The sequence below is a fragment of the Pacificoceanicola onchidii genome (assembly GCF_004804335.1).
GTDB classification, from domain to species: domain Bacteria; phylum Pseudomonadota; class Alphaproteobacteria; order Rhodobacterales; family Rhodobacteraceae; genus Pacificoceanicola; species Pacificoceanicola onchidii.
Genome location: NZ_SRXY01000002.1, coordinates 400,063 through 426,546 on the forward strand (window position 1 = coordinate 400,063; position 26,484 = coordinate 426,546).

Sequence of the window (26,484 nt, forward strand, 5' to 3'; positions counted from 1 at the left end):
GCACCCCGCGTCCCGGACTTGATCCGGGACCTCATGAGAGATGCGCAAGATGCACCTATAGTGAGCGGAATAATGAAACCCGCGCGCTTCAGTCGCTGAACAAGGCCTCTCCCGGCGCAAGGCTGCGCATCGGCACACCCGCCTCTTCCGAGCAATCCTCGCCGATCACCAGAAGCTCGCAGGCTTCCATTTCTCCCGCGAACCATGCCGCCAGCGCCACGGAATCGCGCGGCTGCACCTTGGGGCCTTGCGTTGCATCCAGCACCATCTTCGACGGGGCCCAAACGCAGATCTGACCGTTCTTCATCGCCCAGTCGAGTTCCGTCCGCGTGCCGACCACTTTGCATCGGTGATCGCGGGCCGCCAGCGTCCAGCCGTTCTGTTCAATCGACAGCAGATCGATCCGCCGTTGTGTCATCGTGTGACCGGTCTGCGGAACCGCAAGATCCGGTTGCCCGACGCAGAGGATCACCGGCGCGCGGCGTTCGGCCAGAACGTCGATCCACGCGCTCAGCCCCTCATGCGCAATCGCGTCGTTCGACAGATAGGCCACCCTCGGATGCGGCTGCTCCTGCGCCAGTTCTTCGGCGAGCGCATTCAGGTGATCGCCAAAATCATGCCGGGTGCGCATGATCTCGACGCCCAGCGCACCGGGGCCCCGGTCCAGCTTTTCCACCCGGACAAAGGTCCGCGCCGCCTGCGGCTCCAGCAGGATACGCTCTGCGATACGCTCCGCGAGGGTCTCCAGCAAGTTCAGACGCTCCGCCGCCAGCTCATGTGCGATGGCCTCGGTGACGCGGTCATAAGACAGGATCCGGTCCACATCGTCTTCGATCGTGCCGGTCATGGGCACCACTTCAACCACCACGTTGAAGCGCAGGCGTTGCGTTGTGCCGCGCTCGGCCTGAAACGCCCCGATCTCTGCCTCGACGATATGATCCCGCAGGCTGATGCGGTCTCGGGGGTCTTCGCCAGCCGTGGCGATGGCCCGTTCGGACGGATGCGCAAAGGCTAGGCGGATTTCATCGGCCATGGATAGCTCCTGGATTTCGGCTGAGCATTGTTCAACGGCCACGGGGCCGTTCGGGCCGCGAGGCTATGCGCACTGGCGCGGGAATTGCAACGCTTCAGCGCCGATAAAACAGATGCACACCAATCTTCGCGGTACGACGAAACTTTTTTGCCCAAGAAGGGCGCACAGCAGTTGTGTGATAGAAGGTCGCCCCCTGCGTCAGGTTGCGCGGTGCGCCCTGCAGCATCAGCTTGGCCACCTTGCCAACACGCTCCCACGCGGCAGGCTCGTTGATGTGTTCCGGGTGACCGTCGCAGGTATAGGTGAACTGGCAGGCGTATTTCCGGCCTGTGCCCTGATGCACCACGCCGCACACGGAATTCGGATAGCGGGGGCTGTCCACGCGGTTCAGAATGACCTCGGCCACTCCGACAAGCCCCTTCACCGTCTCGCCACGCGCTTCGAAGTAAAGCGCCTCCGACAGGCAGCGCCACTCGGCGCCTCCGCTGGCCTTGGGCTGACGCGACAACCAGTCATTGGTATAGGTGATGTTTGGCCCGGCCTCGCCCATGTCGAGCGCCGTTGGCGTGACCAATTGACCCAATCGCGCGGCCCCGGCCCGCTCCAGAGCTTTCTGCTCAAGCAGGTAAAGACGCTTGGCGCTGGTATTCATTTCGGCTGTTGCGGGAATCGCCGGAATCGCTAGGGCTAGTGCTAAGGAAAGAACGCGCCACATGGCTTGGTATCTCATCACAGTTTCGCGCCCCGAAACGGAGAATCGAGACCTCAGCGCTATATCCTAAAGGCTAATTTGCGTAAAGTTTGAGCGCTTGCGAATGCTCACCTTGCGGCAATATGACGGCCCGCCGCCACCGCCGAGGACCAGGCCCATTGGAAGTTGTAGCCGCCCAGCCAACCCGTCACATCCACCGCTTCACCGATGAAGAACAACCCCGGCACACGGTCCGACATCATGGTTTTCGAGCTGATCGCTTCGGTCGACACCCCGCCCAACGTGACCTCCGCAGTCCGGTAGCCCTCCGATCCGGTGGGCTTGAGGTGCCAGGTTTTCAGGGTCTCCGACAGTGCCTCGATCCGCCGGTCCGGCAGGTCCGCAAGATTGCCTTTCAGGTCCATCTCATCGCTCAGCAGTCCTACGAGCCGTGACGGCATCAGATTGCCCAGTTCCGTCGTCAGCGCCCTGCGCCCCTGTGCCTTGCGCTGCGCCTTGAGATGCGCTGCGAGGTCCTGACCGGGGAGCAGATCGACGGCGATCTCCTCGCCCTCACGCCAATACGATGAAATCTGCAGGATCGCCGGACCGGACAAACCGCGATGTGTAAAGAGCAACGCTTCTTCGAACCCGGCCTGGCTGTTGAAGACGCGCACCGGCAGCGACACGCCGGAGATCGGCGAAAACCGCGTCTTGTCGAAGGTCAGCGGCACAAGCGCCGGGCGGGTTTCGGTCACCCGATGGCCAAACTGCGCAGCAATGTCATAGGCCAGCCCGGTCGCCCCCATCTTCGGGATGGATTTGCCACCCGTGGCGACGATCAGGTTCGCCGCACTCACCGTCTCGCGCCGCCCTTCGCGGTCCAAAGCTACACGAAAGCGCCCATCCGCATGGGCAATGCCCTTGACCTCGGTCTTGAGCCAAAGCTGCGCCCCGGCTTTCTCCATCTCCTGCCGCAACATGGCGACGATCTGCGTCGCCTTGTCATCGCAGAACAGCTGTCCCAGCGTCTTTTCGTGCCAGGCGATCCCGTGCCGCCCGACCAGATCGAGGAAATCCCACTGCGTATAACGCGCCAGCGCGGATTTATGGAAATGCCGGTTTTCGCCCAGGAAAGACCCCGGCTCACAGTGCATATTGGTGAAGTTGCAGCGCCCGCCGCCGGAGATCCGGATCTTCTCGCCCGGGTTTTTGGCATGATCAATGATCAGCGTGTCCGGCCCGGCCTGCGCCGCCGCCATGAGACCCGCCGCCCCGGCCCCGAGTATGAGTGTCTGCACCATCATGCACGCGGCCTGTCACGAATGACCAACCCGCGCAAGGGGCGGGCAAATTCCATCCATGGAATTTGCAAAACTCTTCGAAGAGTTTTGCCGCGCACCAATCAGCAGTTCGGCACGTTGACCGCCAGCCCGCCGAGCGAGGTTTCCTTGTAGTTCTCGTGCATGTCCAGACCCGTCTGGCGCATAGTCTCGATCGCCGAGTCGAGCGGCACGAAATGCTGGCCGTCACCGCGCAGCGCAAGGCTCGCCGCAGAGACCGCCTTGATCGCGCCCAGCCCGTTGCGCTCGATACAGGGCACCTGCACCAGTCCTTTCACCGGATCGCAGGTCATCCCCAGATGATGCTCCAGCGCGATTTCCGCCGCGTTTTCAATCTGCTCCGTGGTGCCGCCCATCACCGCGCAAAGGCCCGCCGCCGCCATGGCCGAGGCGCTGCCGACCTCCGCCTGACAGCCCGCCTCTGCGCCGGAGATTGACGCGTTGTACTTCACCAAACCGCCGATTGCCGCCGCCGTCAGCAGGAACTCGGGGATGCGCGTGCGCGTCGCGCCCGGCACATGGTCCAGCCAGTAGCGGATCGTCGCCGGCACCACGCCCGCCGCGCCATTGGTCGGGGCAGTGACCACCTGGCCACCGGCGGCGTTCTCTTCGTTAACCGCCATGGCGTAAACGCTCATCCAGTCATTGATCGTATGCGGCGCAACGAGATTCATGCCGCGTTCCGCCTGCAACTGGTCATGGATCGCCTTGGCCCGCCGCCGGACCTTCAGCCCGCCGGGCAGGATGCCGTCGTGTTGCAGGCCACGCTCGATACAATCGTTCATCACCTCCCAGATCCGGGCCACGCCCGCATCCAGATCCACAGAGGCCCGGCGCGACAATTCATTGGCCAGCTTCATCTCGGCAATGCTTTTGCCCGACCGCCCCGCCATCTCCAGCATTTCCGCCGCCGAATGGAACGGGAACGGCACCGGCGCGCCGTCATCCGTATCCTTGCCGGCCGCCAGCTCGCTCTCGGTCAGGACAAAGCCGCCGCCGACGGAGTAATAGGTCTCCTGAAGGATCACATCGCCCTGCGCATCCAGCGCCATGAGGATCATCCCGTTGGCATGCCCGGGCAGCGCCGGTCCAAAGTCGAACTTCAGGTCGGTCTTGGGGTCAAAGCGCAGTGCGCTCAGACCCGCCGGCTTGACCAAACCCGTCTCGTTGATCTCCGCCAGTGCGGCTTCGGCTTTCTCGTGGTCATAGCTCTCGGGAACGAACCCGGCGAGCCCCAGCACCGTCGCGCGGTCTGTCGCATGCCCCACGCCGGTGAAGGCCAGCGAGCCGTGCAGCGAGGCCTTCAGCCCATGCGCCTCGAACGGCGCTGCGCGCAGCCTGTCAAGGAACATGGCCCCGGCCACCATCGGCCCCATGGTGTGCGAGGAGGACGGGCCGACGCCCACCTTGAACATATCGAAAACGGACAGAAACATCCGCGCTCCCTTTCCTGTCTTGCAAAGTCAGGTTTAGCGCGCAGCATTGGTCCGCCACATGCGAAAAACGACCGGCCACGCGCAAAAGGCGCTGTCTCAGGTGGCAGAGCCTTCGGGCGGATTGCACGGTTCGGGCGCGGTGAACGGGGCTGCGCCAAGCCCCTCGGCCTGTGCCACGCGGCGCGCCGAAGGCCGCGCCTCCATGCGCCCAACCATCGCCTGCAACGCCGGATACGCGCCAAGCGCGAACCAGCCTGTCTCTCCCTTCGGGTAAATCGCGCACCAGCGCACAACCGGGGCCAGGTAACAATCCAGCGCCGACGGCCTGTCTCCAAAGAAAAACGGCGTGCCCTGCCGCGCCAGTTCCGCGTCCAGCAGCGCCAGGGCCCCCTGCAAGGTCATGGCCGCCCCACCTGCGCCCTGAACCGTTTGGCGCAGCGCCGCCTGCGCCGCCGGGTCAGGCCCCGCGTATTTCTTGGGATAAAACGTCATCCGCAGCATCGGATGCAGCGTGTTCGAGACAAAGAACAGCCATTTCAGAAAGTTGCCCCGCTCCGGCGCATCCACGCCCGGCCCAAGCCCGCCATGCCTGTCCGCCAGCCACAGCAAAATCGCCCCGGTCTCGAACAGCGCCCCTGCCTCGGTTTCGGTTTCGAGACAGGGAATCAACCCCGCCGGATTGAGCGCGCGATAAGCCGCGCCGTCCTGCGCCCGCGCGGCTCGGTCCACCAGACGGGTCTCGTAAGGCAGCCCCAGCTCTTCGAACGCGAGCCGCACGATCATCGAGGCATTGTCGGGGGCGTAGTGCAGAATGAAACGCATGGCGTCATGCTAACGACAATCCGCGCGCCGCCGCCAGAGCGAAATCCTCAAGCCGGTTCCGCTTGCAGCCCCCCGCCCCTGATGCTAACCCGAGACACATCACGAGTATTGAATTTATTGGAGAACTTCGTGCGTATTTTTGTTTCCGTCCTGACAGCTGCAATCCTCACCGCCGGTCTGGCTGCCGCCGCTGACACCCCAACGATCCCCGTAACCAAAGACTTCGTCCAGGGCACGTTGCGCTGGTCGCAATCCGGCAGCATGGAGCTGCGCTGGTCGGTGGTCCCGATACAGGGCAAAGCGCATCTGTGCGGGGCCGTCGCCCATTCGCAGGCCACCACCAAACGCCTGAACCGTGTCGCTCTGCGCAAGGGGTGGCTGCGCCAGGAGGGCAACAAGAAGAAACTGATCACCGATCTGAGCTTCTTCACCAGCGTCGCGCGCAATACGGACATCGGCAACGCCAAGGCATCCTGCAAGCCCATCGCCTATCAGGGTGGCAAGACGGTCTTTGAACTGGGGTTCGATCCGGTCCGCGTCCGCATGTAAGACATTCTATGCGGTTTGCCCCTCGCTCGGGGCGGCGCTTACCCTTATACCGGGTCTCAACACCCCGTATTCAGGCAGGAGCCGCCCCATGTCCGAACTCTCTCCCATAGACAAGGCCAAGTTCGTCGCCGCCAAACGCGCGGCAGAGTTTGTCGAGGACGGCATGCGCGTGGGTCTTGGCACCGGCTCCACCGCCGCGTGGCTGGTGCGCTGCCTTGGCGAGATGGTCCGCGAAGAGGGCCTTCGGATCAAGGGCGTGCCCACCTCCACCCGCACCGCCGATCTGGCGCGGGATGTGGGGATCGACGTCATGTCTCTGGACGAGGCGAAATGGCTCGACGTCACCATCGACGGAGCCGATGAGTTCGACAGCAACCTCAACCTGATCAAAGGCGGCGGCGGCGCGCTCCTACAGGAGAAGATCGTTGCAACCGCCTCTGACCAGATGGTGGTTATTGCCGATGCGGCCAAGGAGGTCGAACATCTCGGCAGCTTCCCCCTGCCGCTCGAAATCATCCCCTTTGGCTGGCGCACCACCCAGACCTTGATCGAAGAAACCTTGGTCTCCATGGACGTCATGGGCCGCCAGACCAGCCTGCGGATGAACGGCGATCGCGCCTATATCACCGATGAAGGCAACCACATTCTGGACCTGCACCTCAGCCGCATCGGCAACCCGCGCCAGCTTGCCATGGTGCTGAACCAGATCCCCGGCGTGGTGGAGAACGGCCTGTTCATCGACATCTGCGATACCGTGGTCATCGGCTACGGCGACGGCCGCGTCGAGGTCCGCGACATCAACAACGGCACGGTCTCCGAAGGCCGCGTGGATTTTGTCGAGGACGACAATCTGTTCCGGGATATTTGATGACGCTTGTCACAGATTTCACCCTCTTCGCCGACTACTTCTCACTCTACCTGCTCGATGATGCAGAGATAGAGATCGCGCCGGAACGCTGGACCACCGATGACATGCTGCGCAAATGCGTATTCGGCGGCGACTATCTCGTGGTCTGTACCGCCCGCAACATGGATGTGCCTCTACGTGTGGAGGTGCTGCCCGAAGCGCCGCCGCTGGATCTCACTGGCTGGCAGCACATCGTCGACGGGGCGATCAAGACAGAAACGGGGCAACTGATCATCATGGGCTGCACCGATTATGAACCCGACGCCGCGCGATTGAAGCTTGCCCCCGGCACGTACCGGGCGCGGATCTCGATGACAGGTCTCGATTCGCTCAGCGAAGATCACCTTGAAGGGGAAGACCGCTACCGCATTCAGCTTTGGCCGGGACCATGGCAGGAGGTTCGCGCCAGACGTCTCTATGACCCCGAAGACAGCGCAGACGCTCCGTAGGGCGGGGCTTTGCCCCGGCCCCTGATCGCGTTTCGAGAAACGTCTGACTCACCCATGCTCTGCCGCGCCTGCGGCGCTCTCAAGCCATTGGCGATACTCAACTTCAAGCACTTCTCGAAACGCATTACCGATACAGCAGCGAAACGCCATTCGCGAAGAGATGCACCTTGGACGGATCCGCCGTCAGCCGCACGGACTGGCCGCGCACGTCGCGGTGAATGCCCGGCAGTTTGCCGATCACCGCCTCGCCGCCGCCCTGCTTTTCGAAGTAGAGCAGAGTCACCTCGCCCAGCGCTTCGGTGATCGCCACTTTGCCTTCGAAGATCGCCCCATCGTCGCCTGCAGCCACAAAATCCTCGGGCCGCACGCCGACATTGACCTTGAGCCCCATGTCCGCCTCACTCGTCGGATAATCGGACAGGGCCTCGCCGCCGCCCGCCAGCCTCACCCGCGTCTGCGCGCCGGTGCCGATCACCTCGCCCGGCATCAGGTTCATGGCAGGTGAGCCGATGAACTGCGCGACGAACTCGCCATTGGGCCGCTCATAAAGCTCCAGAGGCGTGCCCACCTGCGCAATGCCCTTGTTTGCGAGCACAACGATGCGGCTCGCCAGCGTCATCGCTTCGACCTGATCGTGGGTCACGTAGATCATCGTGCGATCGGGCATCTGCTCCTTGAGCTGCGCAATCTCGATCCGGGTCGCCACGCGCAGCGCCGCGTCGAGGTTCGAAAGCGGCTCGTCAAACAGGTACACCTTGGGATCGCGCACCAAGGAGCGCCCGATCGCCACGCGCTGCCTTTGACCACCCGAAAGCGCCTTGGGCAGTCGGTCGAGATACTCTTCCAGTTGCAGCATCTTCGCGGCCCGGCTCACCGACGCGTCGATCTCTTCCTGCGATTTCTTTGCCAGTTTCAAGGCAAAGCTCATGTTCTCCCGCACGGTCATATGCGGGTACAAGGCGTAGCTCTGGAACACCATCGCAATCCCGCGCTGCGCGGGCGGCACGTCGTTGACCACCGTCCCGTCAATCTGCAATTCGCCGCCGGTGATCTTCTCCAGTCCGGCAATCATCCGCAGAAGCGTGGACTTGCCGCAGCCCGAAGGGCCGACGAAAACGATCAGCTCCCCCTGATCAATCTCAAGGTTGATATCCTTGAGAACATTGACCGTTCCGCCATAGGTCTTCTCGACATTGGTCAGCTTCAAATTGGCCATGACCGTCCCCCCTTACGCCTTTGTCTTGTGTTTGAGTGCCAGCGCAGGCTGCCACGGTCCCAGGTGCAGCTTGCCGTCCGGCGCAGGGCCGGTGCTGCCCAGTTCGATGCCGATCTGGTGCCAGTCTCCCTTCGGCATCTCGATCGTTGCAGGCTCGCCAGACAGGTTCACCGCCACAAAGATCTCTTCCTTGGCGCAGCTGCGCGTGAAGTGAACGATGCTGCCCTCTGCGCGCACGGTGCCATGCGCCCCTTTGCTCAGTGCCTCGTGGTTGTGCCGGAAATGGATCGCCTTCCGGTAGTGGTGCAAGAGCGCGCCCGGATCCTTTTCCTGCTCCGCCACGGCGCGCGGCAAATGCTCATGGCTGACCGGCAACCACGGGTTCCCTTCGGAGAATCCGCCGTTCTGGTTGCTCTTTTCCCAGACAATCGGCGTCCGGCAGCCATCGCGGCCCTTGAACTCCGGCCAGAACTGGATGCCGTAAGGATCCTGAAGGTCTTCGAAACTGACATCCGCCTCCGGCAGGCCGAGTTCCTCGCCCTGATAGATGCAGACCGAGCCACGCAGGCACATCATCAGCGTCGTATAGGCCCGCGCCGCCGCATCCGGCAGGTTCCAGCGGCTGATGTGGCGCGGCACGTCGTGGTTCGAGAACGCCCAGCACACCCAGCCATCCGGCGCTTTTTCATCGACCCGCGCCATGACATCCGCCACGTAATCGGCTGTCGGCGGCACGGAAGAGAGCAGCTCGAAGGCATAGCTCATCTGCACCTTGTCATCGCCGGATGTGTATTCCCCAAGAATATCAAGCCCGTAGAGATCATCCCCGACCTCCCCCACGGCGGCCGCGCCATAGCCATCCATCAGGCTCCGCAGCTTGCGCAGGAACGCCAGGTTCTCCGGGCGGTTCTTGTCATAGAGGTGCTCTTGCCAGGTGTACGGGTTCACCGCCGGCGCGCTGATCGGGTTGCGCTTGTCCTCCGGCAGCGCCGGGTTGTCGCGCAATTCCTGATCGTGGACATAGAAGTTGATCGTGTCGAGCCGGAACCCGTCAACGCCGCGGTCCAGCCAGAACTCCGCCACCTTCAGCAATGCGTCCTGCACGCGAGGTTCGTGGAAGTTCAGATCCGGCTGGGTGGTCAGGAAGTTGTGCAGGTAATACTGGCAGCGCTGCGGCTCCCATTGCCATGCCGAGCCGCCAAAGATCGACAGCCAGTTGTTCGGCGGCGAGCCATCGGGCTTTGCATCCGCCCAGACGTACCAATCCGCGCGGGCATTGTCCTTGGACTTGCGGCTTTCGGCAAACCACGGATGGTCAATCGAGGTGTGCGAAAGCACCAGATCAATCATCACCCGCAGCCCCAGTTGATGCGCCATTTCAATCAGCGCATCGAAATCCGCGAGACTGCCGAACATCGGATCAACGTCGCAGTAATCGCTCACGTCATAGCCGAAATCGCGCATGGGCGACTTGAAGAAGGGCGAAATCCAGATCGCATCCACGCCAAGGCTCGCAATATGCGGCAGGCGCGTGGTGATCCCGTTCAGATCGCCGATACCGTCGCCGTTGCTGTCCTGAAAGCTGCGCGGATAGATCTGATAAATCACGGCACCGCGCCACCAATCGGGATCGTCTAAGTTGGGTTTCAGCATGGAAGCGCCTTCGGTTTGTCGTTCTGTTGTGTCCCGAACCTGATCCGGGAGCCCGCCCCGGACGCGATCCGGGGCCTCGTACGTCATTTTGCCTGCAAAGAGATCCATCATTTCACCGATCCTGCCAGAAGTCCGCGCACCAGGTATTTTTGCATGGCAAAGAACACCATGAGCGGCACCGCGATAGAGACAAAGGCCGCCGTCGCAAGGATTTCCCAGTTGCCGCCGCGCGTGCCCAGAAGCTCGACGATCTGGTTGGTCATCACCGTGGTCTGACCGGTGGCGTCGATCAGGAACACCTTGGCCACGAGCAGGTCATTCCATGTCCAGAGGAACTGGAAGATCGCAAAGCTGGCCAGCGCCGGGAAGCTGAGCGGCAGGATGATCTTGGTAAAGATCTGGAAATCCGTCGCCCCGTCCACGCGGGCATTCTCGATAATGTCGCGTGGCAATCCGACCATGTAGTTCCTGAGCAGGTAAATCGCGAGTGGCAGTCCAAAGCCCGTATGAGCCAGCCAGACACCGAGGTAGCCTTTGCCAATGCCAATCCCCAAATGCAGCTTCAGCAGTGGGATCAGCGCCAGTTGCAATGGCACCACCAGAAGCCCCACCACAAAGGCCACCAAGAGCGCCCGCCCCGGAAAATCCATCCACGCCAAGGCATAAGCGGCAAAAGCGGCAATGACGATAGGGATGATCGTGGCCGGAATGGTTACGGTCAACGTGTTGAAGAAGGCCTTCGCCATACCGTCCGTCGCATTGCCGGAGAACAGCACCAACTCATAGTTTTCAAGCGTGAACTCCGGTGGAGACGTCACGGTGACAAACACCCTCTGCCCGCGCCCGGACATCTGATCCTCATCGCCGCGCCATTCATAATCGCCGCTGCCTGAGACCGTGATCGTCTCGCCGCCTTTCATCTCGGCCACAGCACCGGCTTCATAGGCGGACACCGCGCGGGACGAGGTGCCCCAGGTGCTGATCGCCTTGCCGCTGGCATCCTCGCCCGCCTCGGCAAAGATGTTGCCCCGCACCACAAAGACGTCGCCGTCAGCCACCCGGTTCTCATCCGGGTCCGCCGCGCGGTATTGCTCTGTCTGCTCGGACGGGAAAAGCGATTTCCACCAGCCCGAGCCGCTGATCTGATCCGCCGTCCGGAAGGAGGAGACAAACAGACCCACGGTCGGGAAAAGCCAGAGCGCCACAAGCAGAACCGTGGAGATCTGCACCGCCCAGCTCAAAGAGGATTTGGTACCTGCAATATTATCCATAATTTCCCTTTCGCACTACCGCTTCGCTACTTGAGCGCAGTAGCTCCTCTCAGCGCATCTCTTTGCGCGCATTGCGCACGTTCCAGACAAGGATCGGCGTGACCAGCAGCATGATGATGATCGCGCTCGCGCTCCCCACGCCCCAATCGAGCGACCGGAACAGCTTGTCGTACATGTAATTGGCCAGAACCTGCGTCTCCCACTGCCCGTTGGTCATGGCAAAAACGATGTCAAAGACCTTCAGCACCACCAGCGTGATCGTCGTCCAGACCACCATGATCGTGGACATGATCTGCGGCACCTTGATCTTGAAGAAGATCTGGAACGGATTGGCCCCGTCCACGATGGCCGCCTCGATGGTCTCTTCGGGAATGCCGCGCAGCGCGGCGCTCAGAATAACCATGGCAAAGCCGGTCTGGATCCAGATCAGCACCACCATCAAGAAGAAGTTGTTCCAGAACGGCACAGTCAGCCACTGCTGCGGGTCGTTCCCGGTGAACCAGACATAGACCGCGTTCAGGATGCCGATTTGCTCTGCGCCGGGCGGGCGGGCGTCATAGACCAGCTTCCAGATCACAGCCGCCCCGACAAAGCTGATCGCCATGGGCATGAAGATCAGCGATTTCGCGATATTGCCCCACTTGATCCGATCCGTGAGCTGCGCAGCGAGCAGGCCGAACGCCGTGGACATGGCGGGCACCACGATAAGCCACAGCATGTTGTTGCGCATGGCTTCCCAGAATTTCGGCTCCGCGAACATCTGGGTGTAGTTGTCGAGCCACACAAAGGCCCCGCCCTGATCGCGATCCGTCAGGGACAGACGCAGGGTCTCCAGGACAGGATAGGCGAGATAGACCGTCAGAGCGGCCATCGCCGGAAACAGGAACAACCAGGGGCGGATCATGTTCGCCCGGTTGATATTGCGCCCCGCGTTCGGACCTTTTGCCGGATACAGAACCTTGTCGAGGAACTGATTGGAAAAGTAGAAATACGCGAGACATCCGCTGACACCGATGACAATCGTCAGGATGCCCTGAAACGCCGGATGCATGGCCCCTCCTTCGCCACACGCGGTGGCAAAAATCTTTGAAGATTTTTGCAAAACCCGTCCACGGGTTTTGCGGCGCACCGCTCACAAGGGTGCAAAAGGGGCGGCCCCACGCCGGGGCCGCCACCTCGACTTACTTCAGCGCGTCCCAGCTGTCCTGGATCTCGCCCGCAACCGTTGCCGCGTCCTTGCCGCCTGCATAGTCGACCATGCCGGTCCAGAAGGTGCCAGCGCCCACGCCGCCCGGCATCAGGTCCGATGCGTCAAAGCGGAAGGTGGTCGCGCCCAGAAGAATCTCGTTCATCTTCTTCAGCGTCGGATCAGAGAAGGCATCCGGGTTCACACCCTTGTGCGGCGTCAGGAACCCTTTCTGCGCCATCCAGGCTTCATGTGCTTCCACCGACTGCAGGAACTCGACGAACTGATGCGCCGCGTCGTTCTCGTTGGTGATCGCCCAGAGCGTGCCCGCCCCCAGAACCGGTGCGCCCAGATCCTTGTCCGCGAAAGCCGGGAAGTAGAAGAAGTCTACGTCTTCGCCAACCGAGGTGCCGTCCGGGAAGAAGGCCGGGATAAACGATGCCTGACGATGCATGTAGCACTGCGGCGGTGCGTCAAACAGGCCCTTGGGGCTGTCGCGGAAGTCGGTGGAGGCCACCGCGCCCTGCCCGCCTGCCACGCGCGCATCTTCGATGAACCAGCCGAATTCCTCAATGGCCGCAACCACTTTGGGGTCGTTGAAGGCCATCTCGTTGGCCACCCATGCGTCGTAATCCGCCGGGGATTGCGTGCGCAGCATCAGGTCTTCGACCCAGTCGGTTGCCGGCCAGCCCGTCGCGCCGCCAGACCCCAGACCGATGCACCACGGCGTCTCGCCGTCGGCCACGATCTGATCGGTCAGCGCCTTCAGCTCTTCCATGGTTTCAGGCACGTCGTAGCCCGCATCCTCGAAGTTCTCCGGGATGTACCAGACCAGCGATTTCAGATCGACCTTGTAGAAGAAGCCGTAAAGCTTGTCCTCGCCGTTCTCATCCGCGTAGGTGCCCAGATCAACCCACGACGAGCCCGCCGCGTAGTTCTCGTTGATCCAGTCGCCAGTGCCATCCTTGAGCGGCGTGAGGAAGCCGCGGCTTGCCATGGTTGCGGCCAGACCCGGCTGCGGGAATACGGCGACGTTCGGCGCGCTGCCCGCTTCGGCATCCACAACGATCTGCTGCTCGAAGCTGTCGGAGCCGACATAGCTCACGTCCAGTCCGGACTGCGCGCGGAACACGTCCAGAACCTTTTGAACCTGCACCTCGTCCGGCCCGGTCCAGGGACCGGCAATGGTCAGATCAGCTGCCTGTGCCGAGCCTGCCGTGATGGCCAGTGCGGCAACGCCCATAAGATAGTTGCGTTTCATTGAAGAAGGACCTCCCGATGTCTTTTTCCAAAGGCCGCCGCGCAAGCACGCGGCGCGCCATGTTTTCTCCCTGCGCAAGGCGAACCCTCCTCCCGAAACCTGCGAACCCAAAATCAGGCAATGTGCCTGGGGTGCGGGCTATGAGCAGATTTGCCAAAGCGCTTTGAATAATCCATCCAATGCGCGATTCTGACGCGCCTGTCAATTGTTAGCGTGCAAAATAAGCTGAAAACTTATGCGCCTTTGGCGTCCTTCCGTGCAGGGGCGCAAAACTTTTTTGCATCAATGGGCCATGAAAACCTTTACAAATCCAAACCGCTTTGGTTCGTTTGAAACATGAATCTCAAAGAACTCTCTTCTCATCTCGGCCTTTCGCCCACCACCGTCAGCCGCGCACTGAACGGCTATCCGGAGGTGAGCGAAACCACCCGCGCCCGCGTACTGGAAGCAGCCAAGGCGGTGGGCTACAGCCCCAACGCCCGCGCCCAGGGGCTGGCAACCGGGCGGGCGCGCGCCATTGGTCACGTGCTGCCCATGTCCACCCGGCACGAGATGGTGAACCCGATCTTTGGCGATTTCATCCTTGGGGCCGGGTCCGTCTATTCGCGGCAGGGCTACGAAGTGGTGATCAGCCTCGTCGAGGACACGGGCGAAGAGGCGGCCTATCGCGCGATCAAGGCGCGCGGCAACGTGGACGGGGTGCTTGTACACGGGCCGCACATGGATGATCCGCGCATCGGCCTTCTGCGTGAATTGCAGATGCCCTTCGTCGTGCACGGACGCGCCTCCTACGTGACCGAGGACTACTCCTGGCTCGACACCAACAACGGGCGCGGCTTTCGCCGGGCCACGGACTTCCTGCTGGATCTGGGGCACAAACGCATTGCGCTGGTGAACGGACTTGAGGCCATGGACTTCGCCCACCGCCGCCGCGCCGGATACAGCGATGCGCTCGCGGCGCGCGGCCTTGCGGCCTCGCCTGCCCTGATGCGCAGCGGCGAGATGACCGAGATCTACGGCCACGCCTCCGCCTCCGAAATGCTCGATGGTCCGGAGCCACCCACGGCCTTTCTCGTGGCCTCGATGATCTCCGCCATCGGCGTGCGCCGGGCCATTCAGGAACGCGGGCTGACCATGGGGCGTGATGTCTCCGTGATCACCCATGACGACGATCTGAGCTATATGCGCAACGGGATCGACGTGCCCATCTTCACCGCCACCCGCTCATCGGTTCAAAACGCCGGGATGCGCGCGGCGGAAATGCTGCTGTCCCTGATCGAAAATCCCGGCCAGCCCCCGCTCACAGAACTGTTCGAAGCCGAATTGATCATCGGCTCTTCCACCGGCCCCGCGCCAAGCTGAGAGACACCATGACCTACACCCGCGCCGATTTCCCCGAAGGGTTTGACTTCGGGGTCGCCACCTCGTCTTACCAGATCGAAGGCCACGGTTTCGGCGGAGCCGGCCCCACCCATTGGGACGACTTCGCCGCCACACCGAGCAATGTGAAAAACGCCGAAAACGGCCGCCTCGCCTGCGATCATTATCACCGCTTTGAGGCCGATATGGATCTCGTGGCCGGGGCGAACTTCGACTGCTACCGCTTCTCCACCTCCTGGGCGCGGGTGATGCCCGATGGGTTCACCGTGAACCCCGAAGGTCTTGATTTCTATGACCGTCTGACCGATGCCATGCTGGCGCGCGGGATCAAACCCTGCGCCACGCTCTACCATTGGGAGCTGCCATCACCCATTGCCGACCGGGGCGGCTGGCGCAATCGCGACATCGCCGATTGGTTCGCCGATTACACCCATGCCATCATGTCCCGCATCGGGGATCGGATGCATTCCGTTGCGCCGATCAACGAGCCGTGGTGCGTGGCCTGGCTGTCGCATTTCGAGGGCTATCACGCCCCCGGCCTGCGCGACATCCGCGCCACGGCGCGCGCCATGCACCATGTCTTGCTCGCCCATGGCAAGGCGATCCAGACCATGCGCGGGCTGGGCCTGAGCAACCTCGGCGCGGTGTTCAATCTCGAATGGGCCGATCCGGCGGATGACAGCCTGGAGGCCGCGGAGAAAGCCGCGCTTTATGACGGCATCTACAACCGCTGGTTCCTTGGCGGCGTGTTCAAGGGCGAATACCCGCAAAACGTGCTGGGTGGGCTAGAGCCGTACATGCCGGACGGTTGGCAGGACGATTTCGGCACCATCGGCACACCTGTCGACTGGTGTGGATTGAACTATTACACCCGCAAGCTCATCGCCCCGAGCGGCGGTGCCTGGCCCGGTTTCAAAGAGGTCGAAGGCCCGCTGGAAAAGACCCTGATGGGCTGGGAGATCTATCCCGAAGGGCTCTACAACTTCCTCACCCGCACCGCGCGCGAATACACCGGCACGCTGCCGCTGATCGTCACGGAAAACGGCCTCGCCTCGCCCGATGTGATCGAAAACGGGGCCATCGAAGACCCCCAGCGCCTCGCCTATATCGACGCCCATATGCACAGCCTGCAACGCGCGCTGGCCGAAGGGGTGCCGCTGCGGGGCTATTATCTGTGGTCGCTGATGGACAATTACGAATGGGCCTGCGGCTATGAACAACGCTTCGGATTGGTCCATGTGGACTTCGAAACCCTTGAACGTACGCCCAAGGCGTCTTACCACGCTCTTGCAAAGAGGTTAGGGCGCTAACATGAGTGACAAACTGGCGGTTGTGGCGGACATCGGTGGCACGAACACCCGCGTGGCCTTTGCCCGTGGCACCACGGTGCAGACACACACGATCAAGCGCTACCGCAACGCGGACCAGAGCGGCATCGAGCCGATCCTGCGCGATTTCCTCACCGGCACGGACGCCCGCCCCGAAGCGGTCTGCATCGACATGGCCGGTCCGGTAAAGAACGGCACCGGCCAGATGACCAATCTCAGCTGGACCATCACCAATGATGCACTGGCCGAGACCACCGGCGCGCATACGGTGTCGATCCTGAACGATCTGCAGGCGCAGGGCTTTGCCGTGGCGCATCTCGAAGCCAGCTCGCAGCGCCCTGTCCTGCCCGGCCGCCCGGCCGAGCCGGATGCGACGCGGCTTGTGGTCAATGTCGGCACCGGTCTCAACGTCGCCCCGGTGTTCCGCATCGACGGCCGCACCGTTGTCACCCCCGCCGAAGCCGGTCACATCGCCATGCCAGTCCAAAACGAAGAAGAGCTGCGCCTGCGCGATTGGGTTGCCGCCCAACATGGCACGCCCAGTATCGAAGACGTACTGTCAGGCCGAGGTTTTGAACGCATCCATGCTTTCCTCAGCCATGAGGACGGCGACGACAGCCCCGCGCTTGATGCCGCCGCCATCATGAAAGCCTTCGAGACCGGCGATCCCCGCGCCACCCACGCGGCCAAGCTCTTTGTACGCTTCATGGGCCGGTATGCCAGCGATCAGGCGCTGATCGCCCTGCCCTTTGGCGGCATCTATCTTGTGGGCGGCGTGGTGCGCCATTTCGGTCCGCACCTGTCGCGGCTCGGCTTTGCGGAAAGCTTTGCGGACAAGGGCCGCTTCGGCCCCTACATGACGCAATTCCCGGTGCATCTGGTCGATGACGATTATGCCGCTTTGACCGGCTGCGCGAGCCATCTCGCCGAACGTCTCGCAACGTAAACCTATAAAATCGTTGACTCACGCAACGTCAGGTTCCAGCCTGCCGCCAAATTCTTTATCGTCTGGTCAATTTTTGGTCAGACGCACAAGCAAATTGGTTAAGGAGCCTTCATGCCTGACTTTGCCCGTCCGTCTTTCGTTTGCCTTTTCAGCCTCAGCCTCTTCGCCGCCCCGGCTTTCGCCGAAGAACTTGTCAACGATGATTTGCGGGTCACCGGCGACGCGCGCATTCAAAGCTCCGGCTGTTTCGGATCGGGCTGTCAGGCCATCGCGAACATCAAGGATGCGGACATCACCATCAGTTCGCCGACGCCGCAGATCGATGTGTTCGATACCACCGGGTCAAGCCCCGGCTCCCGCGACTGGTCCTTGCTGTTCAACGACCCCATCGCGCCGCTGGACTACTTCGCCATCAAGGACCAGGACGCCAATTCGGTGCCGTTCCAGATCGAGGGCGACGCTGCGAGCGGGTCTCTTTACGTCGGCACGCTCGGGAGAGTCGGCGTTGGAACCACTGTTCCGCAAGCCAACATGCACATCCTCGGCACTGGCGGCGCAACGTTGCGATTTGAATCGGGAGGCGCAGCCCCCCAGTCCTGGCAAATGGCCGCAACGCCAACGTCTTACTATCTGTCCGACATAACGTACGGTTCACTCCCGTTCCAAATCAGGCGCGACTCTCCGGACTACTCCCTCTCGGTGCACCTCGGTGGCAACGTTGGTATGGGCATTCTGAGTGCTGCGGATGCCCTGCACGTATACCGCGAGACCGGCACTGCCGGGATCACGGTCGAAAACGCACCTGCAAGCGGCCACGCCGTGCGCGAGATGTTCAAGATGGTGAACCACGGCGGCTCCTATTTCACGCTGGCCAACACGGTGACCAACAACGAGTGGTATTTTGTCCACGAAAACAACACCCAAGGGCGTTTCATGATCAACCACTCGGACGGCGGTCTGCAAATGGGGCTGACCAAGGAAGGCAATCTGACCTTGCTGGGCGAGCTTTTCACCGCCGGGTCCTGCGCGGCAGGCTGTGACCGGGTCTTCGACGAAGACTACCCGCTACCCACCATCCCCGAACAGGCCGCGATGATGCGCGAGAGGAAGCACCTGCCCAACGTCGGCCCCACGCCGGAGGACGGCCCCTTCAACATCACCAAGATGACCGGCGGGATGCTCAATGAGCTTGAGAAAGCGCATCTCTACATTGCCGAGCTCGAAGAGCGCCTGAGTGCGCAGGAACAACGCAATGTCTCGCTCGAAGCACGGCTCTTGCGGCTCGAAGAACAATCCGCGCGCCCCTGACAAAAACCTGCCTCTGGCAGGCTTCGGCAGCGGGCATCACCCTTTATTGACGGCCCTGAAGGTTTCCCTGAGGGGCCGCAAACCCATTTGAGGAGCCTTTTGTCATGACCCTGAAATCGCAACTTTTCTGCGCCATCTCCCTGTCATTTTACGCGGGCTCACTGGCCGCTCAGGGGGTGCAATCGGGCAACTCCTTTACCGATGGCGTCGCCATTTCCGACACCAACACCTTCAGCGCCGATCTCTTCGTCGCGGGTGACACGGTGCTGGATGAGGCGGTCTGCATCGGTGAGGCCTGCACCGAAGGCGAGGCCTTTGCCGATTCAACCCTGCTGAAACTGAACTACACCCAAATCCGCCTGCAAGCGCGCGACACCTCAAACGGCGATTACCCGTCCACCGACTGGACCCTGCGCTTCAACGATACGGAACGCTACGGTCTCGACCGGTTTTCCATCGAAGATTCCACCTTCAACACCATCCCCTTCAGCGTCATGAGCGCCGCGCCGGACAACTCCATGTGGATCAGCCAGGTCGGCTATGTCGGCCTCGGCACCATGCTCCCGCAAATGCCGCTGCACGTTGTCGATGACAACTCGGCGACGGTGCGACTGGAGACAACCGGGGCTTCGCCGCGGATCTGGGACATGATCACCTCGGCCTCCGGCTTCTTTCTCAAGGACACCACGGCTGGCACCTTCCCGTTTTTCGTGAGCGCCAACGCCCCGTTTTATGCGCTCAACGTCAACCCGACCGGGTTGGTCGGCCTCGGCACCAGCCTGCCGCAGGCCGGCCTGCACATGATGCGCAACGACGGCACGGCCCGGATCCTGGTTCAGGAAAACTCCGGCCAGAAAGCCGTTCGCGAGATGTTCAAGATGGAGAACAACGGCGGCTCCTACTTCACGCTGGCCAACACGGACACCGGGAACGAGTGGTATTTTGTCCACGAAAACAACACCCAAGGGCGTTTCATGATCAACCACTCGGACGGCGGGCTGCAAATGGCTCTGACGCGGGACGGCAACCTGACGATCCTCGGATCGCTCTTCACGGCAAGCGAATGTTCGGCAGGCTGTGACCGGGTCTTCGACGAGGACTACCCGCTGCCCACCATCCCCGAACAGGCCGCGATGATGCGCGAGAGGAAGCATCTGCCCAACGTTGGCCCCACGCCCGAAGACGGCCCCTTCAACATCACCAAGATGACCGGCGGGATGCTTAATGAGCTTGAGAAGGCGCATCTCTATATTGCCGAACTGGAAGAACGCGACAGGATGCGCGCGGCGGAAAATCAGGCGTTGATTGCGCAGAATGCAGACATCGAGGCGCGGCTGGCCGCCTTGGAAGCCATGATCGCGAAACACTAAAGACGAACAGACTATGCTTGAAGCGAAGGACGAGACCATGCGAACTCACACTCACCTGCACCGCACAGCGTGGCTTGGCTTCCTGATCGGAACGGCCTTGATGGCACTGGCTCAGATGGCGTCAGCACAGACAAGCCTGTCTTCTACGGACTCCTATATCAGCGACGAGCTCTGCGTCGGGTCCGCCTGCGATGGCAGCGAGGCCTACGGTGATGATACTCTGACGATCAAGCACGCGCGTCCGGTCCTTCTGTTTAAAGACTCCTCTTCGTCAGCCGTATTTCCGGACCGCAGTTGGTCGATTCAAATTGGCCAATCGAGCACCGAAGAATTCGGCCTCTACGACGAAACCGCCACGACAACCCCGTTCCAAATCGAAGGGGGTGCGCCGGAATCCACGTTTTATATGACAAGCAACGGAGATCTGGGCCTCGGCACAAGCATTCCGGCCGCAGACCTGCACATTGTGGAACCCACGGTGACGCGCGCCGTGCTGCGACTGGAAACGGCGACAGGCAATGCGGCCTATGACGAAACCTTCGATTTGAGCGTCGATGCAACTTGGATGGCCTTCAGCAATCCCAACGGCCCCAGTTACCCCCTGCAAGTCCACGTCGATGCCCCCTCGAATGCCTTTGTAGTCAGAAGCAGCGGCGATGTCGGCATGGGTGTGATCGGAGCCTCCGACGCGCTCCACGTTCAACGCACCGATGGGACAGCGGGCATCACGGTCGAGAACACCGCGGCCAGCGGCCAGGCCGTGCGTGAGATGTTCCGCATGGTGAACGAGGGCGGCTCCTACTTCACGCTCGCCAATACGACCACAAGCAACGAGTGGTATTTCGTGCATGAAAACAACACGCAGGGCCGTTTCATGATCAACCACTCGGACGGCGGTATTCAGATGGGACTGACAAAGACCGGCGATCTGACCCTGATGGGCGAGCTTTTCACCGCCGGATCCTGTTCGGCGGGATGTGACCGGGTGTTTGACGAGGATTACCCGCTGCCCACCATTGCCGAGCAATCCGCCATGATGAAAGCCAACCGCCACCTGCCCAACGTAGGCCCCACGCCCGAGGACGGTCCGTTCAACATCACCGCGATGACCGGCGGGATGCTGAACGAGCTGGAGAAGGCGCATCTGTATATCGCCGAACTGCATGAGCAAAACGCCAAACAGGCGAATGAGATTGCCGATCTGCGGGCGCAACTGGCCGCCCTGCCGGGGATCGTCGCAAGGCTCGAGGTGCTGGAAAGCCGCTGATCAGAGTTGGGCGGCGGCGTTACAGCGTCCCGCCTTTAACCTGAATCGCTCTCAAGACACGACTGTCCCCGAGCGCCGCAGACGCGGCAGCGTATGCGTGTCTCAAGTTTAAGGCGGGGCGGTTTAATTTTTACTCTAGGTCGATGGCGACCCTCGACATACAAAGGTTAAAAAAAACACGTGCCGTCCGGGGGCTCCCTGGCCGATTAACTTGGGAGAATACCATGACCAGACCCTTTACCATGCTCGCCCTTCTGCTGCTCGCCCCCGCGTCCGGCGCCACAGCGCAAGTGCTCGAATCCGCCTCGGACGCCACCATCCGCCGCTCGCTCTGTCTTGGCCAGTTGTGCCCGGACGATCCGACCGGGACCTTCTCGCTGGACACGGCGGGGGGCGCGACCTTGCGCCTGCACGACGGCAACACGCGGATCGACTTTGACGACAGCACAACGAATCCGAGCTTTCCGCAGAACAAATGGTCGCTTGTGGCCAACGACACGGCCCCGTCGGGCGCGGACTATTTCGCAATCGAGGACGTCACCGGCGGCGGTGTGCGGCCGTTTGTCGTGGAAGCCGGTGCGCCCGCGAACGCGCTTTATGTGGCGGATGATGGCAAGATCGGGCTGGGCACCATGCTGCCAGAGGCCGATCTGCATATGATATCGGCAAATGTCTCAAAGATCCGCATGCAGGAAACCTCCGGCGCGGATTGGGACATCAACATCGGGAGTACCGGGTTCGGGCTGCTTGAACGTCCGGATGTTAACGAGCCCTTCTTTGTGGAAACGGGCGCACCAACCTACGCATTCTGGATCGAAGACACCGGTGATCTGGGCTTTGGCACAAACACCCCCGAGGCGTCTGTGGACATTATCCGCAGCGACAACAGCGCCCGCATTCGGGTCCGGGACACCGGCTCGTCCGGCGCGCAGGAGATGTTCGCCATGGTCAACAACGGCGGCTCTTACTTCACGCTCGACAATACCGATGCCGGGACGACCTGGTATTTCGTGCACGAAAATGCTGCGCCGAACCGGTTCATTATTTCCGATGCGGTGGCGGACGGGCCGGAGATGAGCCTGACGGCGGATGGCGATCTGACGATCCCCGGTCAACTTTTCACCGCCGGAAGCTGTGCGGCAGGATGTGACCGGGTGTTTGACGAGGATTACCCGCTGCCCACCATCCCCGAACAGGCCGCGATGATGCGCGAGAGGAAGCACCTGCCCAACGTCGGTCCCACGCCCGAAGATGGCCCGTTCAACATCACCAAGATGACCGGCGGGATGCTCAATGAGCTGGAGAAAGCACATCTCTACATTGGCCAGTTGCATGACCAGAACGCCGCCCTCGAGGCGCGCGTCGAAGCGCTCGAAGCGCTGCTGCTGAAACAGTAGACCAAAAAAAAGCGCCCCGAACCGGGGCGCTTTCTTTTTTCGCAATAGGCAGAGGCCTTAGCCGACCAGCTCGAGGCCGGAGAAGAAGTAGGCGATCTCGACAGCGGCGGTTTCCGGCGCGTCGGAGCCGTGCACGGAGTTTTCGCCAACGGATTCGGCGAACTCGGCGCGGATGGTGCCGGCAGCGGCGTCGGCCGGGTTGGTGGCGCCCATGACTTCACGGTTCTTGGTGATCGCGTTCTCGCCTTCGAGAACCTGCGCGACGATCGGCGCGGAGGCCATGAACTCGCACAGTTCGTCGTAGAAGGGGCGCTCTTTGTGCACGGCATAGAACTCACCGGCCTGCGCCTTGGTCAGGTGGATGCGCTTTTGCGCGACGATGCGCAGACCCGCGTCCTCGAACTTGGCGTTGATCTTGCCGGTCAGGTTGCGGCGGGTTGCATCGGGCTTGATGATCGAAAAGGTGCGTTCGAGGGCCATGATCTTGCTCCTGTGGGTGGGCCGGCTGTTCCGGCGGGTCGAAAATTCCGCGCACGCGTATCACGGGTCTTCTTGCTTGGAAAGACTTATGCGTACCGCGTCTCGTCCGGCTCCAGAAACCGGCCAACCGCCGCCGCCATGAGCGAGGCCAGGGCCGCCGCGATCAGCAGGGCAAAGAGCCGCGCCGCGCTGGCGTCCTGTGCCAGCACCGCCGTTGTCACAACCGACAGCGCCGCAATCGTCAGATTCCCCAAAGCTCCCGTCAGCCCCGACGCCGTCCCGGCAAGCCGTGGCCGCACCGCAAGCGCCAGCGCGTTGGCATTGGCCAGCGTCAGCCCGTTTCCCACGCCGACCCAGACGGTGGCCGCATAAAACGTCCAGACCGGCGGCGCCCCGCTGGAGAAGGCGATCAGCCCGGCGGTCAGGCCCAAGAGGGAGATCGCCCGCCCCGCCACGATCAGCCGAAACGGGCCAAAGCGATGCACCAGCCGCGCAGACAGGGCCGAAGCCAGCATGAACCCCATGGTGACCGATCCGAGCCCGATGCCGATCTGCCCCGAATCGAGCCCGAAAAGCGCAAGCGCGACAAACGGCGATCCCACCAGAAAGATGTAAAAGCTCCCCGCGCCCAACGCCTGACAGGCGGCATAGGCCCAGAAACGCGGCTCGCGCAGAATGGCGCGGCGCGGCTCGGGCGGGCCTTCCCGCGCGTCAGGCCGGGTCTCCCCCAGATCGCGCATGACCCAAAGCAGCAGACCCGCCCCCGTCACCGCATAAAAGACAAAGATCGACCGCCAGCCAAACTGCAGTTCCAGAAAGCCGCCCAGAACCGGCGCCATCATCGGCACAATCGCCATGGCTGAGGCAATCGTGGCCAGCGTCGCCGCAGCCGCCGGCCCCTTGTGCAGATCCCGCACAATCGCCGCGACCAAAATGCCCGCGCTCATCGCCACCGCCTGCACGGTCCGGGCCATCAGGAACACGGCAATGTCCTGCGCCACGAGACAGACCAACGAGGCCGCGCAATAGACCGCCAGAACACCAATCACCACAGGCCGCCGCCCGACACGGTCAGACAAAGGCCCCAGCACCAGCTGCAAAATCGCCGCCGCAATCATGTAGACGGTCACCGACAGCCCGATCACCGCTTCGCTGACCCCGAAATCCGCCTGCATCGCGGGCAAGGCCGGCAGGAACATGGTTGTGCTCACAACCGTCAGGGCCGTCAGCAGAACAAAGGTTATCAAGGATGGCGATGTCCCGGGCATGCAAAGGCGCTAGCATGCCCGTCGCCCCTCTGCTAGAGCGCGGCTCATGTTACGCATTCAAGATATCGCCTATTCCGTCGAAGGCCGCCCCTTGTTCGAAGGGGCCTCCGCGACCATTCCCGAAGGTCACAAGGTTGGCCTCGTCGGTCCCAATGGCGCGGGCAAGACGACTTTGTTCCGCCTGATCCGGGGGGAGCTTTCGCTCGACAATGGTGACATCTCCCTGCCCTCCCGCGCCCGCATCGGCGGTGTCGCGCAGGAGGTGCCTGCGTCGGAGACCTCGCTGATCGACACGGTGCTTGAGGCGGATCAGGAACGCCACGCCCTGATGGCCGAGTCCGAGACCGCCACCGACAGCGCCCGCATCGCCGAAATTCAGACCCGTCTTGCCGACATCGACGCATGGTCTGCCGAGGCCCGCGCCGCCACCATCCTGCGTGGCCTTGGTTTTGACCCCGAACAGCAACTCATGCCCTGCTCCGCCTTCTCGGGGGGCTGGCGGATGCGCGTGGCGCTCGCCGGGGTTCTGTTTGCCCAGCCTGATCTGCTCCTGCTCGACGAGCCAACCAACTACCTCGACCTCGAAGGCGCGCTCTGGCTCGAATCCTACCTGCAGAAATACCCGCACACGGTCATCGTGATCTCCCACGATCGCGGTCTTCTGAACCGCGCCGTCGGCAGCATTTTGCACCTCGAAGACCGCCAGCTGACCTACTACGGCGTGCCTTATGACGGCTTTGCCAAGCAGCGCGCCGAAAAGCGCGCACAGGCCGCCGCCATGGCCAAAAAACAGGATCAGCGCCGCGCCCATCTACAAAGCTTTGTAGACCGCTTCCGCGCCAAGGCCTCCAAGGCCAAGCAGGCGCAATCGCGTCTGAAGATGATCGAACGCATGGACATGATCGCCGCCCCCGAGGATGCGGCCAAACGTGTCTTCAACTTCCCCCAGCCTGATGAGCTGTCCCCGCCCATCGTGAATATCGAAGGCGGCTCAACCGGTTACGGCGAAACCGTTGTTCTGAAGAACCTCAATCTGCGGATTGATCAGGACGACCGCATCGCGCTTTTGGGCAAGAACGGTCAGGGCAAATCCACCCTGTCAAAACTGCTCTCGGACCGCTTGCCGCTGATGACCGGCAAACAGGGGCGCAGCAGCAAACTCAGGATCGGCTATTTCGCCCAGCATCAGGTGGACGAGCTTCACCTCGACGAAACACCGCTCCAGCATCTGCAACGCGAACGCCCCACCCACACGCCCGCAAGGCTGCGCGCGCAACTGGCCGGGTTCGGCCTCATGGCCGCGCAGGCGGAGACCGAGGTCGCGCGGCTGTCGGGTGGTCAAAAGGCGCGTTTGTCGCTGTTGCTGGCCACGCTCGATGCGCCGCATATGCTGATCCTCGACGAGCCGACCAACCACCTCGACATCGAATCGCGCGAGGCGCTGATGGAGGCGCTGACCGCCTATTCCGGCGCGGTCATCCTCGTCAGCCACGACATGCACCTCCTGAGCATGGTCGCGGACCGGCTCTGGCTGGTCTCAAACGGTACGGTGAAACCTTACGAGGAAGACCTCGACGCCTACCGCGCCATGCTCCTCGCCCGAGACACCCCGGCCCGGGGTGGCAAGGACAAGCCCAAACCGGAAAAATCCAAACGCCCCTCCCGCGATGTGATCCTCGAACTGCGCGCCGAGGCCCGCAAATGCGAAGAGCGCGTCACCAAGATCGAAGAGATGCGCGAGAAGCTGGCGAAAAAGCTTGCCGATCCCGCGCTTTACGAGGACAGCCGCAAGGGTGAGCTTGAGACATGGAACCGCAAATACGCGGAAGTCATGGAAGGTCTGGGCCGCGCGGAGGCGCTTTGGGAGACCGCCATGGAAAAGCTCGACGCGGCCGAGAGTTGATCACGCGGCATGGGCTGTCC

23 protein-coding genes are annotated in these 26,484 nt (G+C 62.2%); 11 read left to right on the top strand and 12 right to left on the bottom strand.

Features of this window, described 5'->3' with window-relative positions; all coding sequences use genetic code 11:
• Positions 1-88 precede the first annotated feature (88 nt).
• The 5 genes from E4662_RS07135 to E4662_RS07155 all read right to left on the bottom strand — a co-directional run bounded on the left by E4662_RS07135 (position 89) and on the right by E4662_RS07155 (position 5,325).
• The gene (locus tag E4662_RS07135) at positions 89-1,033 is read right to left on the bottom strand and encodes a dihydroneopterin aldolase (RefSeq protein WP_136440846.1); all 945 of its coding nucleotides are present in this window, start codon (positions 1,031-1,033) and stop codon (positions 89-91) included.
• Between the two features lie 94 nt (positions 1,034-1,127).
• Complete coding sequence (locus E4662_RS07140; RefSeq protein ID WP_240705140.1) at positions 1,128-1,685, bottom strand: cell wall hydrolase; 558 nt, start codon at positions 1,683-1,685, stop codon at positions 1,128-1,130.
• A 167-nt stretch (positions 1,686-1,852) separates the two neighbouring features.
• Complete coding sequence (locus tag E4662_RS07145) at positions 1,853-3,031, bottom strand: BaiN/RdsA family NAD(P)/FAD-dependent oxidoreductase (RefSeq protein WP_136440848.1); 1,179 nt, start codon at positions 3,029-3,031, stop codon at positions 1,853-1,855.
• A gap of 98 nt (positions 3,032-3,129) precedes the next feature.
• Complete coding sequence (locus E4662_RS07150; RefSeq protein ID WP_136440849.1) at positions 3,130-4,503, bottom strand: L-serine ammonia-lyase; 1,374 nt, start codon at positions 4,501-4,503, stop codon at positions 3,130-3,132.
• 96 nt (positions 4,504-4,599) lie between these two features.
• The gene (locus E4662_RS07155) at positions 4,600-5,325 is read right to left on the bottom strand and encodes a glutathione S-transferase family protein (RefSeq protein ID WP_136440850.1); all 726 of its coding nucleotides are present in this window, start codon (positions 5,323-5,325) and stop codon (positions 4,600-4,602) included.
• Between the two features lie 129 nt (positions 5,326-5,454).
• On the opposite strand from E4662_RS07155, the gene E4662_RS07160 reads away from it, so the two are divergent.
• The 3 genes from E4662_RS07160 (at position 5,455) to E4662_RS07170 (ending at position 7,230) form a co-directional block, all read left to right on the top strand.
• Positions 5,455-5,874, top strand: a complete 420-nt coding sequence (locus tag E4662_RS07160) for a hypothetical protein (protein WP_136440851.1) — start codon at positions 5,455-5,457, stop codon at positions 5,872-5,874.
• Between the two features lie 88 nt (positions 5,875-5,962).
• Entirely contained in the window at positions 5,963-6,742 is a 780-nt protein-coding gene (gene rpiA / locus E4662_RS07165; protein WP_136440852.1) for a ribose-5-phosphate isomerase RpiA, read from the top strand.
• On the top strand, positions 6,742-7,230 hold the full coding sequence (locus E4662_RS07170) for a hypothetical protein (RefSeq protein WP_136440853.1): 489 nt from the start codon (positions 6,742-6,744) through the stop codon (positions 7,228-7,230). The genes rpiA and E4662_RS07170 overlap by 1 nt, the downstream gene beginning before the upstream one ends.
• 124 nt (positions 7,231-7,354) lie before the next feature.
• Here the strand turns inward: E4662_RS07170 and E4662_RS07175 are convergent, their stop codons facing one another.
• The 5 genes from E4662_RS07175 to E4662_RS07195 all read right to left on the bottom strand — a co-directional run bounded on the left by E4662_RS07175 (position 7,355) and on the right by E4662_RS07195 (position 13,817).
• Positions 7,355-8,446, bottom strand: coding sequence for an ABC transporter ATP-binding protein (locus E4662_RS07175; protein ID WP_136440854.1), 1,092 nt, complete (start codon positions 8,444-8,446; stop codon positions 7,355-7,357).
• 12 nt (positions 8,447-8,458) lie between these two features.
• Positions 8,459-10,099 (bottom strand): alpha-glucosidase, encoded by a 1,641-nt coding sequence (locus E4662_RS07180; protein WP_136441043.1) that lies wholly within the window; start codon positions 10,097-10,099, stop codon positions 8,459-8,461.
• A 107-nt stretch (positions 10,100-10,206) separates the two neighbouring features.
• Positions 10,207-11,370 (bottom strand): carbohydrate ABC transporter permease, encoded by a 1,164-nt coding sequence (locus tag E4662_RS07185; RefSeq protein ID WP_136440855.1) that lies wholly within the window; start codon positions 11,368-11,370, stop codon positions 10,207-10,209.
• Positions 11,371-11,419: 49 nt separating this feature from the next.
• Complete coding sequence (locus E4662_RS07190) at positions 11,420-12,421, bottom strand: carbohydrate ABC transporter permease (RefSeq protein ID WP_136440856.1); 1,002 nt, start codon at positions 12,419-12,421, stop codon at positions 11,420-11,422.
• 130 nt (positions 12,422-12,551) lie between these two features.
• Positions 12,552-13,817 (bottom strand): ABC transporter substrate-binding protein, encoded by a 1,266-nt coding sequence (locus E4662_RS07195; protein ID WP_136440857.1) that lies wholly within the window; start codon positions 13,815-13,817, stop codon positions 12,552-12,554.
• A gap of 336 nt (positions 13,818-14,153) precedes the next feature.
• Between E4662_RS07195 and E4662_RS07200 the strand changes: the two genes are divergently transcribed.
• The 7 genes from E4662_RS07200 (at position 14,154) to E4662_RS07230 (ending at position 22,813) form a co-directional block, all read left to right on the top strand.
• The gene (locus E4662_RS07200; protein ID WP_136440858.1) at positions 14,154-15,179 is read left to right on the top strand and encodes a LacI family DNA-binding transcriptional regulator; all 1,026 of its coding nucleotides are present in this window, start codon (positions 14,154-14,156) and stop codon (positions 15,177-15,179) included.
• Between the two features lie 8 nt (positions 15,180-15,187).
• The gene (locus tag E4662_RS07205; RefSeq protein WP_136440859.1) at positions 15,188-16,507 is read left to right on the top strand and encodes a GH1 family beta-glucosidase; all 1,320 of its coding nucleotides are present in this window, start codon (positions 15,188-15,190) and stop codon (positions 16,505-16,507) included.
• A gap of 1 nt (position 16,508) precedes the next feature.
• The gene (locus tag E4662_RS07210) at positions 16,509-17,471 is read left to right on the top strand and encodes a glucokinase (RefSeq protein ID WP_136440860.1); all 963 of its coding nucleotides are present in this window, start codon (positions 16,509-16,511) and stop codon (positions 17,469-17,471) included.
• Between the two features lie 111 nt (positions 17,472-17,582).
• Positions 17,583-18,779, top strand: coding sequence for a bZIP transcription factor (locus E4662_RS07215; RefSeq protein WP_136440861.1), 1,197 nt, complete (start codon positions 17,583-17,585; stop codon positions 18,777-18,779).
• Between the two features lie 104 nt (positions 18,780-18,883).
• Positions 18,884-20,149, top strand: coding sequence for a hypothetical protein (locus E4662_RS07220; RefSeq protein WP_136440862.1), 1,266 nt, complete (start codon positions 18,884-18,886; stop codon positions 20,147-20,149).
• 37 nt (positions 20,150-20,186) lie between these two features.
• Positions 20,187-21,416, top strand: coding sequence for a hypothetical protein (locus E4662_RS07225; protein ID WP_136440863.1), 1,230 nt, complete (start codon positions 20,187-20,189; stop codon positions 21,414-21,416).
• A 224-nt stretch (positions 21,417-21,640) separates the two neighbouring features.
• The gene (locus tag E4662_RS07230) at positions 21,641-22,813 is read left to right on the top strand and encodes a hypothetical protein (protein ID WP_136440864.1); all 1,173 of its coding nucleotides are present in this window, start codon (positions 21,641-21,643) and stop codon (positions 22,811-22,813) included.
• Between the two features lie 57 nt (positions 22,814-22,870).
• Here the strand turns inward: E4662_RS07230 and ndk are convergent, their stop codons facing one another.
• Together ndk and E4662_RS07240 are read right to left on the bottom strand one after the other, a co-directional pair.
• Entirely contained in the window at positions 22,871-23,293 is a 423-nt protein-coding gene (gene ndk / locus E4662_RS07235) for a nucleoside-diphosphate kinase (RefSeq protein ID WP_136440865.1), read from the bottom strand.
• Between the two features lie 86 nt (positions 23,294-23,379).
• A complete protein-coding gene (locus E4662_RS07240) occupies positions 23,380-24,540 on the bottom strand; it encodes a multidrug effflux MFS transporter (RefSeq protein ID WP_168797918.1) in 1,161 nt (386 codons plus the stop codon).
• A 67-nt stretch (positions 24,541-24,607) separates the two neighbouring features.
• Between E4662_RS07240 and E4662_RS07245 the strand changes: the two genes are divergently transcribed.
• Positions 24,608-26,464, top strand: a complete 1,857-nt coding sequence (locus tag E4662_RS07245; protein ID WP_136440867.1) for an ABC-F family ATP-binding cassette domain-containing protein — start codon at positions 24,608-24,610, stop codon at positions 26,462-26,464.
• The last annotated feature ends 20 nt before the right edge of the window (positions 26,465-26,484 follow it).

What these genes read in the sequence shown, in the direction of transcription:
- E4662_RS07135 (WP_136440846.1), bottom strand. Translation starts at nt 1,033, where the DNA reads ATGGCCGATGAAATCCGCCTAGCCTTTGCGCATCCGTCCGAACGGGCC.
- E4662_RS07140 (WP_240705140.1), bottom strand. Translation starts at nt 1,685, where the DNA reads ATGAATACCAGCGCCAAGCGTCTTTACCTGCTTGAGCAGAAAGCTCTG.
- E4662_RS07145 (WP_136440848.1), bottom strand. Translation starts at nt 3,031, where the DNA reads ATGATGGTGCAGACACTCATACTCGGGGCCGGGGCGGCGGGTCTCATG.
- E4662_RS07150 (WP_136440849.1), bottom strand. Translation starts at nt 4,503, where the DNA reads ATGTTTCTGTCCGTTTTCGATATGTTCAAGGTGGGCGTCGGCCCGTCC.
- E4662_RS07155 (WP_136440850.1), bottom strand. Translation starts at nt 5,325, where the DNA reads ATGCGTTTCATTCTGCACTACGCCCCCGACAATGCCTCGATGATCGTG.
- rpiA (WP_136440852.1), top strand. Translation starts at nt 5,963, where the DNA reads ATGTCCGAACTCTCTCCCATAGACAAGGCCAAGTTCGTCGCCGCCAAA.
- E4662_RS07170 (WP_136440853.1), top strand. Translation starts at nt 6,742, where the DNA reads ATGACGCTTGTCACAGATTTCACCCTCTTCGCCGACTACTTCTCACTC.
- E4662_RS07175 (WP_136440854.1), bottom strand. Translation starts at nt 8,446, where the DNA reads ATGGCCAATTTGAAGCTGACCAATGTCGAGAAGACCTATGGCGGAACG.
- E4662_RS07180 (WP_136441043.1), bottom strand. Translation starts at nt 10,099, where the DNA reads ATGCTGAAACCCAACTTAGACGATCCCGATTGGTGGCGCGGTGCCGTG.
- E4662_RS07185 (WP_136440855.1), bottom strand. Translation starts at nt 11,370, where the DNA reads ATGGATAATATTGCAGGTACCAAATCCTCTTTGAGCTGGGCGGTGCAG.
- E4662_RS07190 (WP_136440856.1), bottom strand. Translation starts at nt 12,421, where the DNA reads ATGCATCCGGCGTTTCAGGGCATCCTGACGATTGTCATCGGTGTCAGC.
- E4662_RS07195 (WP_136440857.1), bottom strand. Translation starts at nt 13,817, where the DNA reads ATGAAACGCAACTATCTTATGGGCGTTGCCGCACTGGCCATCACGGCA.
- E4662_RS07200 (WP_136440858.1), top strand. Translation starts at nt 14,154, where the DNA reads ATGAATCTCAAAGAACTCTCTTCTCATCTCGGCCTTTCGCCCACCACC.
- E4662_RS07205 (WP_136440859.1), top strand. Translation starts at nt 15,188, where the DNA reads ATGACCTACACCCGCGCCGATTTCCCCGAAGGGTTTGACTTCGGGGTC.
- E4662_RS07210 (WP_136440860.1), top strand. Translation starts at nt 16,509, where the DNA reads ATGAGTGACAAACTGGCGGTTGTGGCGGACATCGGTGGCACGAACACC.
- E4662_RS07215 (WP_136440861.1), top strand. Translation starts at nt 17,583, where the DNA reads ATGCCTGACTTTGCCCGTCCGTCTTTCGTTTGCCTTTTCAGCCTCAGC.
- E4662_RS07220 (WP_136440862.1), top strand. Translation starts at nt 18,884, where the DNA reads ATGACCCTGAAATCGCAACTTTTCTGCGCCATCTCCCTGTCATTTTAC.
- E4662_RS07225 (WP_136440863.1), top strand. Translation starts at nt 20,187, where the DNA reads ATGCGAACTCACACTCACCTGCACCGCACAGCGTGGCTTGGCTTCCTG.
- E4662_RS07230 (WP_136440864.1), top strand. Translation starts at nt 21,641, where the DNA reads ATGACCAGACCCTTTACCATGCTCGCCCTTCTGCTGCTCGCCCCCGCG.
- ndk (WP_136440865.1), bottom strand. Translation starts at nt 23,293, where the DNA reads ATGGCCCTCGAACGCACCTTTTCGATCATCAAGCCCGATGCAACCCGC.
- E4662_RS07245 (WP_136440867.1), top strand. Translation starts at nt 24,608, where the DNA reads ATGTTACGCATTCAAGATATCGCCTATTCCGTCGAAGGCCGCCCCTTG.